7 protein-coding genes are annotated in these 12,662 nt (G+C 46.7%); 3 read left to right on the forward strand and 4 right to left on the reverse strand.

What is annotated here, in order from left to right:
- Positions 1 to 27: 27 nt before the first annotated feature.
- From cobN to rpmE, 4 genes are all read right to left on the reverse strand, one after another.
- The gene (gene cobN, locus ACP2WE_RS11785) at positions 28 to 3,936 is read right to left on the reverse strand and encodes a cobaltochelatase subunit CobN (protein ID WP_425215747.1); all 3,909 of its coding nucleotides are present in this window, start codon (positions 3,934 to 3,936) and stop codon (positions 28 to 30) included.
- Positions 3,937 to 3,983: 47 nt separating this feature from the next.
- Complete coding sequence (locus tag ACP2WE_RS11790) at positions 3,984 to 5,564, reverse strand: isochorismate synthase (protein WP_425215748.1); 1,581 nt, start codon at positions 5,562 to 5,564, stop codon at positions 3,984 to 3,986.
- A gap of 197 nt (positions 5,565 to 5,761) precedes the next feature.
- The gene (gene prfA, locus ACP2WE_RS11795) at positions 5,762 to 6,868 is read right to left on the reverse strand and encodes a peptide chain release factor 1 (protein ID WP_425215749.1); all 1,107 of its coding nucleotides are present in this window, start codon (positions 6,866 to 6,868) and stop codon (positions 5,762 to 5,764) included.
- A gap of 151 nt (positions 6,869 to 7,019) precedes the next feature.
- Positions 7,020 to 7,346: a 50S ribosomal protein L31 gene (gene rpmE / locus ACP2WE_RS11800; RefSeq protein WP_425215750.1), complete on the reverse strand. Its 327-nt coding sequence runs from the start codon at positions 7,344 to 7,346 to the stop codon at positions 7,020 to 7,022.
- Positions 7,347 to 8,051: 705 nt separating this feature from the next.
- Between rpmE and ACP2WE_RS11805 the strand changes: the two genes are divergently transcribed.
- From ACP2WE_RS11805 to ACP2WE_RS11815, 3 genes are all read left to right on the forward strand, one after another.
- Positions 8,052 to 8,276, forward strand: a complete 225-nt coding sequence (locus ACP2WE_RS11805) for a DUF2811 domain-containing protein (protein WP_330485494.1) — start codon at positions 8,052 to 8,054, stop codon at positions 8,274 to 8,276.
- Positions 8,277 to 8,339: 63 nt separating this feature from the next.
- Positions 8,340 to 9,890, forward strand: coding sequence for a protoporphyrinogen oxidase (gene hemG, locus ACP2WE_RS11810; RefSeq protein WP_425215751.1), 1,551 nt, complete (start codon positions 8,340 to 8,342; stop codon positions 9,888 to 9,890).
- A 345-nt stretch (positions 9,891 to 10,235) separates the two neighbouring features.
- The gene (locus ACP2WE_RS11815; RefSeq protein WP_425215752.1) at positions 10,236 to 12,542 is read left to right on the forward strand and encodes an MASE1 domain-containing protein; all 2,307 of its coding nucleotides are present in this window, start codon (positions 10,236 to 10,238) and stop codon (positions 12,540 to 12,542) included.
- Positions 12,543 to 12,662: the final 120 nt, after the last annotated feature.

Raw genomic sequence — 12,662 nt, forward strand, 5'->3', positions numbered from 1 at the left:
CTTCAGATCGAAGGAACTTAACGCTATCTACATGCTCTCAATCGTGGCTTCGGCTTCTAAAACCAACGATCGCAGTTGGTGCTTCATGTCAGCAGAGATATCCTGCCAAAGTCCGCGCTGATTGGCTTCTAACAGTCGCTCTGCCATATCTCGCAACGCCCAAGGATTCTTGGATTTAATAAACTCCTGTACCTTCGCATCTAATAAATAGGCATTGGCAACCCCCTCATACATAAAGTCGGGAACCACCTGTGTCGTGGCATCATAGGCAAATAGATAATCGATGGTAGCTGCCATCTCAAAGGCTCCCTTATAGCCGTGGCGCATCATGCCCTCGATCCATTTGGGATTTACCACGCGGGAACGATACACCCTGGCGATTTCCGAAGCAAGCGATCGCACCTTGGGATTTTGAGGGCGAGAATGATCGCCAAAATAAATTTTAGGATTCTGTCCTGTCAGCGATCGCACGGAAGCGGTCATCCCCCCCTGAAATTGATAATAATCATCGGAATCGAGCAGATCGTGTTCGCGGTTATCTTGATTTTGCAATACGATCTGTAATTGCTTTAGCCGTTCCTCTAAAACTTCGGGTGCGGCATGGGCATTGCCAAACCCTGTATAGGCATAGCCACTCCAGTTCATATAGGCTTGGGCTAAATCGCGTTCGCTTTCCCAGTTTTGACCTTCGATCAGTCCTTGCAGACCTGCGCCATAGGCACCGGGCTTAGAACCAAACACGCGATATCCAGCCTTGGCTTTTGCCTGTTCGATGTCTACACCTTGCTCGATCAAAATCTCTGTATCTCTTGCCACCTGTGCTTTTAGTGGATTCATTTCATCAGGTTCGTCCAGTGCTGCTACCATCTGCACGGCTAGGTCAAAGAGACTAATCAAATTGGCGAATCCATCGCGAAAGAAGCCCGAAATTCTCAGTGTCACATCTACACGCGGACGACCGAGTACGCTCAAGGGAATGATGCAAAAGTCTACTACTCGCCTCGACGCGCCATCCCATACTGGTTGCGCCCCAATTAGTGCCAAGGCTTCGGCGATGTCATCACCACCCGTCCGCATTGTGGAAGTTCCCCATACGGACAATCCCAGCGATCGCGGATAGTCACCATGTTCTTGGGTATAGGCTTCTACCACCAGTTCGGCACTACGTCGTCCCACATCCCAAGCAGTCTCTGTAGGAATGGCGCGAATATCCACGGAGTAGAAGTTCTTTCCCGTTGGCAAGACATCCAATCTGCCCCTCGTTGGCGCACCACTTGCCCCACTGGGGACATATTCCCCTTGTAAGCCTTTGAGAAAGTTGATGACTTCCCGATCGGTTTGCAATAGGGCTTGGTGAATGGAAGCAATAAGTGCTTCGCTGTCTGTATCTAATTCATCTGCTAAGGAATCCGCATGATTCTGACTGGGGTTGAGATAGCGATCCACCCATTCCGTTGCATAGTTCTCTAATGCCGCGATCGCATCTCCGACAATGTGGCATTTGGCTTGAGTATTGGGGAATTCTGAATCTTGGCGATCCAAATATTTGACTAAGGCTTCTGGAAGTTCGATAAAAGGTTGACTTGGCTCGGCTGCGAGCGGATCGAAGTCAAGATGGAATTTTTGGGCGATCGCTTGCGTAACTCCCAATCTCTGTACTAAGCCTTGGCTCACAGTATTTCCCGCAGGATTGCGCGCGATCGCCACGATCAGATCGCGGAGTTGTCTGCCCTCAGGGCATTGTCCGAAAATATGCAACCCATCCCGAATTTGTGCCTCTTTCAGTTCGCACAGGTATCCGTCGGTTTGGGCAACAAATTCACTAAAATACTGCGCTTCAAGCATTCGATTGGTAGGAGACTCTCCCGTAAGCAGTTCGCCGATTACGGATTTCAGATCGTGCTGCAAGTTCTCCTGTTCCACCAACTCTAAGATTTTTTGCTGAATCAGCTTGCTACGACTAGGATCTAGACTTTGGGATTCGTGATATTCATCGATCAAATGTTCCAACTTTTGCAAACCGCCATAGGTGTCGGCACGGGTCATGGGTGGTGTGAGATGATCGATGATCACAGCCTGCGATCGCCGCTTTGCCTGCGTTCCTTCCCCCGGATCGTTGACAATAAAGGGATAGAGATGGGGTAAAGCCCCAAACACCGCTTCAGGGAAACAATCTTCGCTCAAAGCCAGACTTTTTCCTGGGAGCCATTCCAGATTGCCATGTTTGCCAATATGCGCGATCACATCGACCTCAAACACCTTGCGCAACCAAGCATAAAAGGCGAAATAAGCATGGGGCGGCTCCAAATCTGGAGCGTGATAGTTCAGACTCGGGTCGAGATCGTAGCCCCTTGCGGGTTGGATTCCTACAAACACATTGCCAAATTGAATTCCCGCGATCGCGAAAGCATCATTCCCTTGATGGCGATTCTCTTCTATAGCGTGAGAATTTATTGTGGAAGGCTCACCCCAACGACGAACGACTCGTTCCCTCACCTCTATGGGCAGTCCATCAAAAAACGCGATGTATTCCGCTAGCGAGAGCGAACTGACCACCGATAACTGCGAACCATTTACCGATGATTGACTCTCAAGATCGTTGGTAATCCCTTGGGTGAGTTGGCGGATCAATGCATCCCCATCCTGTGGCAAGCTAGAGACTTGATAGCCTTCCTTTGCCATCGCTTTGAGAATATGGATGCAACTCGCAGGCGTGTCCAATCCCACCCCATTGGCTAGGCGACCGTTCCGCGTGGGATAGTTTGCCAAAATTAGAGCCACCTTGCGATCGCTGACAGGTTTCCGTCTCAATTTCGCCCAATTGGCTGCGAGGTCGGCAACAAAATCAATCCGATCTTGAATCGGTTCGTAAACGATGATATCTGTCTCTAGTTTTGAGTCCCTTGTGGAGACTGACTTAAACGATACAGCACGGGTAATAATTCTGCCATCCACTTCAGGCAAAGCCACATTCATCGCCACATCGCGGGGTGAGAGCCCCAGAGAATTCTCTTGCCATTGCTCCACGGTACTGCTACTGAGAATAACTTGGAGAATTGGTACATTCAGCGATCGCCAAATATTTCCCTTATCTTCAGCATTCGGTTTAGATAGGGAGAAACTGGTGGTATTCAGCAACACATCAATGACATTATTGCCTTCAGCATCTAAGAAGTATTCCTGTAATTGCCGATCTAGATCGGGATCTTGCATGGAATAGACGAAAACGGGAATCGGTTTGAGACCGCGATCGCTGAGGGCTTTAAAAAGTGCACAAATCGGCTTGAGATTTCCCGACAAATAATGCGCTCGATAAAATAGGATTCCCACGACTCCCTTCGTCTGCTGCTGATTCTCTATAGCCGCGCAGATAGCCGCACGTTGGCAGCGATACAGACCAATTTTGGGAATTACTTTGGGCTCGTGCGGTTGATAAGCTGTATATAAATAAGCATCGCTGAGGAATTGCAATGCCGCGATCGCATTTTCGACACCCCCATTTAAAAAATATCGCCAAACCCGATCGACGATGCCCAGTGGCACATTGGAATGACTCACCAAATCGGGATCGAAGCCATCATCCCCCGGTAGAACAATTAATTTAATCTCGTTGCGATCGCTCGTCAGCGACTTGCACACCTCTAGCCCATAGGACCAATAACTGCGCCCGCCCAGTAATCGCAGGACAATCACTTGAGCCTGTGCCAAAACCGTCTCGGCGTAGGTGTCAATCGTCAGCTCTTGCTGTAGATTTAACAGGTTCGCTACCCGTACCTGCGGAAAATCGGAGGGAAGCGTTTGGGTAGCGATCGCGAGGGTCTGGGTATCGGTATCCGCAGCCGTCAAAATCACAATCGGTGCGGGAGTTTGTTCGACAAAGACAACTCCTTCGCGATCGGGCGTCCATCCGCCTGGTATAGCAGCAATACGATGCATTCTTTTTGGGTTATTCCTGTGTTTTGGGCGAGGTCGATTGGCTACCTCTATGTTACGCCTAATGCTTTCAATAAAGCCGCAAATTTAATCGTGGTTTCGCTTTGCTCTGTGGTTACTTGTGAATTTGCCACGATCCCTGCGCCTGCAAAGATTCTCGCCCGATCGCCACAGATATAACCAGAGCGAATTCCCACGGCAAAAGCTCCTTCCCCATTTCCATTGAGCCAACCGATCGGCGCAGCATACCAACCGCGATCGCAGGCTTCCCATTGCTGCATTAACTGAACGGCTCGATCTCTCGGTTCCCCTCCCACTGCTGCCGTGGGGTGTAGTTTTGCCAAGACATCAAAGGTGTCCGACCAGTCAGCATTGGGCAATTTCGCTGTGATTGGCGTGTAGAGATGCTGAACGTTGGATAGTCTGAGTAACTGCGTAGGCGCTAATTTATCTAGCTGCGCTCCCATACTTTGCAGGCGATCGCAAATGGAATGAATTACGATTTTGTGCTCGTTAATATCTTTTTGGCTATTGAGCAAGCGATCGGAAAGGATTCGATCTTCCGCTTCTGTTTTGCCACGCTGAATGGAACCCGCTACGGCATTACTGCGTAGCCCTAAATAATTAGCATGGCTTTTCACCTGCAACAGCAGCTCAGGCGTTGCCCCTAAGAAAGTATCGTCCGAGCCACAATTAACCAGAAAAGAGACGCACTCTGGATAGTCGCAACGTAGTTTATGCAGCACAGCAAAAGGATTGAACGCGCGATCGGCAGAGACATCTAAAGCACGCGCTAGTACGACTTTATCGAGTTTTTGCTGTTGAATTAAGTCTAGGGCTTGCTCGACAATGCCCGACCAAGATTGAATCCCCAGCACTTCCTCCGTGCGAAGGGAAGTAGGCGCAGAGAAAGGGAAAGGGGTATGTTCTATAAAAGCATTCTGGGAATTTCCTTGAGCCCGATCTTGAGAATTTTCTTGAGAACTATGGCGCAGTTCCATGAGAGTGGTTGCCAAACTGGAAGCGATCGCTTCCCATAGATCTTGGGGTTGAATGTAGGCATGAACCGTCACGATCGATCGCCCACCCGTGCGATGCAGGATCCAACGCGGCACAAACCACATCACAGGCGGGAATCCATGCCAAATTTTTTCACCATTGCGGGTGGCTCGATCGCTATGCCAATTATCTTGCTGAAAGCCCGCGATCGCTTCATGAAAAGCAAAACCGCCCAAAACATAGGGACTCGCTACCAAATTTGCATCTAAGCCCAAACCTTCGAGGTCAGCGGCATTACCAACCACAGCATCCGCCAGCAGGGATGTGGAAAACCGTTTAGCCTGCTCAAACCGAGACTCGCAGAGAATTGGATTAGAGATTGATAGGGATACCACGGAGCCTGCTGCCGCCACGCTCCAATCTTTGCTGGGCTGCTCCCAGTAAAACTGGGGCTGAGTCGGCTGGGCATGGGTAGCCAAAAACAAGAGTGGATCGCCTGGGAGCCAAGTTTGAGAATAGCTCAGTAGAACAGGACGATCTAGGTTTTTTGCCTTCGCGATCGCGCTCCTAATCAAGTCGTGCAGAGAATTAGGGTGGTAGCTAGAAGGTGTATTTCCCTGCCTAAGTTGCATGGCGATCGGCGCGTGATTACATAGTCATGATTGCATAGGCTCGAATGTTTTGACTTTGCCCAAAACTAGACCCAAAACTAGAATATATCTACTTGTCGCTCCTGACATTCCTAACTCAACATTTGCAAACTTTCGGTACGAATTTTAGGTGAGAATCTTCATAAAAATTGTAAAGGGCAACCGTAAAATGCCAAGCTCTAAGAAGCAACGGTTTGACCGCTCGAAGTCGCTAACTCCTGTAACCTTTCCTGCTGATCGCGGGAAATACAGGTTTGAATAATGTCTTCAATATCGCCTTCTAAAGATTGCTGGAGCCCAAAGTTTTGCCCGAGGCGGTGATCGGTTACTCGGCTATCTTTGTAGTTGTAGGTGCGAATTTTTTCCGATCGCGAACCCGTACCAACCTGCGATCGGCGCATCGAAGTCACCTCGTCTTGCTGCTCGCGCAATTTGATTTCATAGAGTTTTGCCCGCAAGATTTGCATGGCACGCTCTTTGTTTTGACGCTGCGATCGCTCTTCGGTGCAAAAAATTCTAATGCCCGTTGGTTTGTGAAATAGATCGGCTGCCGTTTCCACCTTGTTGACATTCTGACCGCCAGCACCACCCGACCGCGCCGTAGACATCTCAATGTCTTTGGGGTCAATATGCACTTCTACGGCATCGACCTCAGGCATAACCGCTACTGTGGCAGTTGAGGTATGCACTCGACCCGAAGCTTCTGTAGCAGGTACGCGCTGCACCCGATGCACGCCAGACTCAAATTTGAGCTTACTATAGACGCGATCGCCCTGAATCTCCATCACAGCCTCTTTAAAGCCGCCCAAATCCGCCAGAGATTCGCTAATCAGCTTGACGCGCCAACCCTGTCGTTCGGCATAGCGGGTATAGAGGCGTACCAAATCGGCTGCCCATATACTCGCCTCATCACCACCAGTTCCTGCCCGAATTTCCAACATGATGTTTCTTTCATCATTCGGATCTTGGGGCAATAACAAGATTGTCATTCTTTCTTCTAGGTGCTGCAACTTCTCTGCAAGTTCTTGAACTTCTAGAGATGCCATCTCTTTTAACTCTTCATCGTGGGATTCCTTGAGAATCAGTTGTGCTTCTTGCCAATCTGCTTGGGTTTTGTGCCAAGCTTCATAGGTATTTACGGTTTCTTCGAGTGAAGAGCGTGCCTTGGCAATACGCTGAAACTCAGTCGGATCCGTTGCCACGTCAGGATCGGCCATTCGACGGGTCAGCTCGTGAAAGGTTTGTTCTACAGATTTAAGCTTTTCGAGTAAGTAAGGCGCAGGCATATCGGTACACAGCTATGAAGTCAAAGGCTAAATGCTTGTCTAGGTGCTTGGAAAAGTTGAATTTCTCAACTCAAACTTGCACGATCTAGACAAAGATCTAGCAAAAAGATCCAGTGAAAAATTTCAATAAAAACTCGCACTGAGCTGTTCGCTACTTTGACTTTTTGCCCTTACCAGATTTTGCGGCTGGTTTTGCTTCTGGTGCGGGCTTGACAAACACAGGCTCAGCCTTTGTTTCTGTCTTGTCTGCACTAACTGCGGGTGCGGCTTCTTCAAACATGCCATACTTGCGCAAAAAGCGTTCTACGCGACCCTCGGTGTCGATAATCTTTTGGTTGCCCGTGTAAAAGGGATGATTGCCAGACCAAACATCAACGTTGAGTTCGGGCTTTGTAGAACCAACCGTTGCGACAACTTCGCCGTTACAGACAACTTTGGCTTCGGGATACCAGGTGGGGTGAATATTGGGTTTTGGCATGACCTTAGAAATTAGGTGGAAAGTTTAGTGAGATGAAATCTGAGAATATTTCGCTGCTTATCTAGGCTACCACAGGGCAGGGGATAAGCAGCCTAAAATCATAGCAGATCGCTGGAGATTTTATGGAAATTCTTTGGATCGTATGCTGGGGAAAGCTTTGGGATGGCGATCGAGGAATTCATATCTTTGGTGCTGTTCAGGAAAGTTAGAAAGCCTTGACATTTTTTCGAGACAAAATATTTATTTTTGTATGAAATGCATAAAAAGTTTTCCACAGGGCTTTCCACAGATATTCTGGGGTTTTCCACAGATATTCTGGAGTTTTCCACAGGACTTTTTATTTTTTAAATGGTCGTGAATAGTCTGGGCATAGCCTTTAGCAATTTGCGATCGCTAAGCCTGGGGAAATCGCAAATCCCAAGTCTGATATAAAGTAATGTAACAAAAAATTCAAGAAAATCCCCATTCTTTGATGTCAAGCCCCCTAAAACCTTCCTAAGTTTTGCGATCTGGTTACGTTGACAAGGCATAGGTTTGGTCACAGAATGAAAGCCCACAACCAAAAAATTACTGCCACTCATCAAACGCATCGACAGGTAAACGCTCTTAGTGGGGCAAATGCAATCCACTTGTAGGGCTTGATTTGCTTTGACAAAAATATCTACTCAGCTTGTTCAAGAAATTAAAAGATTTAAGAGGTCAACCATGAATACGACCGTCAGCATCCTGGCAGAGATTCCCGAAGAATTACATGCGACATTAACAAATTACTTAGAATCGCATCCCGAATGGGATCAAGATCGGGTGTTTGCTGCTGCTTTGTCCCTATTTTTGCTACAAAATGGCAACTGTGACACCGCAGGGTCATCCAGTAGCTATCGCAGTGCGGCAAAGGTGTATCTCAATGCCTTATTTCAACATTCCTTTTAGACTTAGCCTTTTTAAGACTTAGCTTTCTAATTTCTTAAAGTCCAGCAGGGGCAAGATTTCAGTATGATGAAACCTGCTGAATCAAAACTCCTCAAAAATAACGATCGCATGGATTCTGTAACTTACCCAAATACACCCCAAGATTCACCCATAAGTTCAGCAGATGTCACCCTTGATGTCCTAGTCGTAGGCGCTGGTATTAGTGGTCTAACCATTGCCCATGAGCTTGCTACGCAGCCAGTAGGTGCATCCCAAAAGGAATCGCTAAAACTCTTGGTGACAGAGGCACAAGATCGTCTGGGCGGCTCGATCGTGAGCGTGCAGAGTCCAGAAGGTTTTTTATGGGAAGAAGGACCAAACAGTTTTGCTCCTACGCCTGAGCTATTAAAGTTGGCAGTTGCTGTCGGCTTAAAAGACGAGCTACTCTTGACCGATCGCAAATTGCCGCGATTTGTGTTTTGGCGGGGTAAATTGCATCCCGTGCCGATGAATCCAGGGCTGGCAATTACTACGCGCTTGTTGAGTTTGGCGGGAAAGTTACGCGCTTTACGCGGTACCTTGGGGTTTGTACGTCCTGCAATCGCGGGCGAAGAATCTGTAGAGAAATTTTTTAAGCGTCAACTGGGACAAGAGGTAATGCAACGGTTGGTTGGGCCCTTTGTGTCTGGGGTGTATGCGGGCGATCCGCAACAACTGAGTGCTGCCGCCGCCTTTAAAAAAATTGCGGCTTTAGAGCAAAACTACGGTGGTTTGTTGGCGGGGGCAATACTCTCTCGATCTGCTGCCAAAAAAGCTCAGCCCACCAAACCCGAGCCTGACCCCAATATTCCCAAAGCAAGATCGGGAGAACTGGGTTCTTTTCGGCAAGGGTTACAGGCTTTACCCAGCGCGATCGCGGCAAAATTGCAATCCTTACAAGTTCCTGTCAAACTGCAATGGCAATTGCGGAAATTAGAGCATGATGCTGATTCTAAGACTTACACCGCGACCTTTGCCACGCCTACAGGCGAGGAAATCGTTACTGCCCGAACGGTAGTTTTGGCTACACCTGCCTATGTGACTGGAGCGCTGCTCAGCGATCTGCAACCTGCTGCTAGTCAGGCATTAAGTGAAATTCCTTACCCCACCGTTGCCTGTGCCGTGCTTGCTTATCCCAAAACAGAAACAATTGCTGACTTAAATGGGTTTGGCAATTTAATTCCACGACAACAGGGAATTCGTACCCTTGGCACGATCTGGACATCGAGTTTATTTGCTGGGCGCGCGCCAGAGGGATGGCATTTGTTATTAAATTTCATTGGTGGTACGACCGATCCCGAACTTGCCAATTTAACAGAATCAGAAATCGCAGAGGCAGTGCATCAAGACTTACGCCAAATTATCTTGCGCCCCAATACAACCGTCCAGCCTAAAGTTTTAGCGGTACATATTTGGAAAAAAGCCATTCCTCAATTTGCGATCGGGCATCTTCAGCGTTTAGAGGTGATTCGCCAGGGCTTGCAACAACTACCAGGTGTATTTCTGAGTAGTAACTATATTGAGGGTGTCTCGATGGGTGATTGTGTCAGACAAGGACTAAAAACCGCCGAACAGGTTAAACAGTTCTTGGGTTGAGTGTTGGCTGGATAATTCCAAGAAAAGCAAGAGAAGAATGAATTTTTAGTAAAGAACTAGGCAGTCAATCTACCAGCAATTTATCAAATTTTTCATATAAAGTTATAATTGGGTCAATACAGCTTTTTGAGATCGAGAGACAACGTAACTGAAAAGCTCTTAAGTACTTGCGGGTCAATTGGTAAAATCTATGACTCTCGAACATCTTCTCAATTCTGTCACTAAGCCAGAAGTAAAGGACACAAACGCCGACGATCTAAAAGAGATCGTCGGCGTTTAAGCATCAGCAAAACACAAAAATTTTAGGGGGAAGCTATTATGTATCAGGGTATGAGGCTGTAATAGATGAGTCAAAGTACGTTCCTCAATAAATTACATCCCTTGAAGATATGGCAGAGATCGATCGCGATCGCTGCGCTTGCTTTGATATATTATGCCTCTGCTGAAATCTCACGCCATCTAGCATCTACCCCTCAAGATGTTACTCCTGTGTGGGTTCCTGATGGGATTGCTGCGGCAGCGATCCTACTTTTTGGATATTGGCTACTGCCGGGTGTTTTGATTGGTTCGTTTTTGGCAAATATCTGGGCTTTTTTTAATGCTAGTAGCACTTTTGGGGCGATCTCTTCAACCCTACAGGTCTTGGCGATCGCCATAGGTACAACCGTAGGAGCATGGTTAGGGACTTATTTATTACGAAAAGCGATCGGCAAACGCAATCCTTTAAAGCGACTTCCAGATGTTAGCAAGTTCTTAGTGCTTACAGGACTTGTTGCCCCGATCGTAAATGCGACTGTGGGCGTGACTGCTTTATGCTTGGGAGGCAAAGTTCCTTGGCAAATTTATCTGGTTGTATGGCTAACTTGGTGGATCTCTAACGTTTCTGGAATTTTTGTGGTGACACCAGCACTTCTAAGTTGGGGAGAGTTTGTCCGCGAACATTGGGGCAATATCAAAACAGGAAATGTTCACAAATTAAACCCACCAACTAGATCTAGCATTAGCCAATTTATTGAAGCTTTTTTGCTCTTAGCTGCGATTATGACGATTGGTATGCTTGCTTTTGGCAAGGGCTACCCGATCGAATTTATGCTCATTCCCTGTCTGGTTTGGTCCGCTTTTCGGTTTGGATATTTTATCTCTACAAATCTACTGGTTATTGTCTCAGCGATCGCGATTTTAGCTACGGTTAGAGGTGTAGGAGCTTTTGCCAGAGCAGATTTTAATCAGTCACTGATCTTATTGCAAAGCTTTATTGCTGTGATGGTGTTAACAACCCTGACCGCATCGGCAAACTTGACAGAAAAAAACCGTACAGTTTTCCTTTTAAAACAATCCAAAACCCAGTTAATCGAAAAGTCGCAACAGGTACAGATTCTCAATGCGAACCTCGAGCAACAAGTACAAATTCGTACAGCCGAGTTGGAACATATAACCGCAGAAGCTAATCATCAGCGATCGCTTGCGGATGCTGCGAATCGAGCCAAAAGTGAATTCCTCGCAAATATGAGTCATGAGTTGCGCACGCCTCTCAATGCCATTCTGGGAATCTCTGAGACATTGCTAGACAATGTTCATGGAGAATTAAATTCTAAACAACAAAACGCGCTCTCTCACATTGAAAACAGTGGCAACCACCTGCTGAGTTTAATTACAGAAATTCTCGATCTAGCTAGAATTGAGTCTGGAAAGATAGAAATCCAAATCGGAGCAACATCTATACCTGAATTAATTGATTCTAGTATCAGGTTAGTGCAGCAACTCGCAGAGCAAAAAAACATTCAGCTTGAGTCGAGAATTACGTCAAATATAGACAGCGTTAAAATCGATAAATTGCGAACGCTGCAAATTTTAATCAACCTATTGAACAATGCCATCAAATTTACACCCGCAGGGGGACGAGTGACACTGACAGTTGATGTCAATGAGTCCGATCGTAGGCTTCAGTTTCAAGTGATCGATACGGGTATTGGTATTTCCCCTGAGAATATCCAAAAACTGTTTCAACCCTTTTTCCAAGTTGACAGCCAACTCAATCGTCAATATGAAGGCACTGGTTTAGGATTAGCTTTAGCAAAGCGCTTGTTGGAGATCCAAAATGGTCGGATCGATGTTACCAGTAAACTCGGTGAGGGTAGTTGTTTTACAGTAACTTTACCCTATGAGCCAAGTCTAGAAATTATCCCTCCATTCTTATCAACTTCTCAAATAGAAGCTGATTTGTCACAGGAAAAGCCTGAAGCAATCTTGCAATCTTTAGTGGACAACACTCCTGAAACAAAACCATTAATTCTTTTGGCAGAAGACAATGAAGAAAATATCTACATTTTCTCTGTCTACCTGACCCATCAGGGTTATGAGTTAATTACTGCTAAAAATGGCATAGAAGCAATTGATTTAGCGATCGCTCATCGTCCAAGTGTAATTTTGATGGATATTCAAATGCCAGGAATTAATGGAATCGAAGCGATCGCTCAAATTCGTCGGATTCCTGAATTAGCTGATGTTCCGATTGTGGCACTCACTGCATTGGCAATGGTAGGCGATCGCGAGAAATGTCTAGAGGCAGGAGCAACCGAGTATTTAGCGAAGCCAATAGAACTAAAGAAACTCCACAAAACCATTCAACAAATTTTAAAATTGCGTGAGTAAGTTGGTGGATTTAAGCAGAAAATAGTTGTTGTTCAAGAGTTCAACAAGGATTCTAATATTACTTGCAGACTGATTCTGGTTTAATAGGGCAAGACTTTTCCGTGATTTGATTTCCGTTGA

This window comes from Tumidithrix helvetica PCC 7403 (assembly GCF_965232925.1).
GTDB lineage: Bacteria > Cyanobacteriota > Cyanobacteriia > Pseudanabaenales > Pseudanabaenaceae > Tumidithrix > Tumidithrix helvetica.

Excerpts from the sequence above, each read along its gene's own strand:
- cobN (WP_425215747.1), bottom strand. The coding sequence starts at position 3,936 with ATGCATCGTATTGCTGCTATACCAGGCGGATGGACGCCCGATCGCGAA.
- ACP2WE_RS11790 (WP_425215748.1), bottom strand. The coding sequence starts at position 5,564 with ATGCAACTTAGGCAGGGAAATACACCTTCTAGCTACCACCCTAATTCT.
- prfA (WP_425215749.1), bottom strand. The coding sequence starts at position 6,868 with ATGCCTGCGCCTTACTTACTCGAAAAGCTTAAATCTGTAGAACAAACC.
- rpmE (WP_425215750.1), bottom strand. The coding sequence starts at position 7,346 with ATGCCAAAACCCAATATTCACCCCACCTGGTATCCCGAAGCCAAAGTT.
- ACP2WE_RS11805 (WP_330485494.1), top strand. The coding sequence starts at position 8,052 with ATGAATACGACCGTCAGCATCCTGGCAGAGATTCCCGAAGAATTACAT.
- hemG (WP_425215751.1), top strand. The coding sequence starts at position 8,340 with ATGATGAAACCTGCTGAATCAAAACTCCTCAAAAATAACGATCGCATG.
- ACP2WE_RS11815 (WP_425215752.1), top strand. The coding sequence starts at position 10,236 with ATGAGTCAAAGTACGTTCCTCAATAAATTACATCCCTTGAAGATATGG.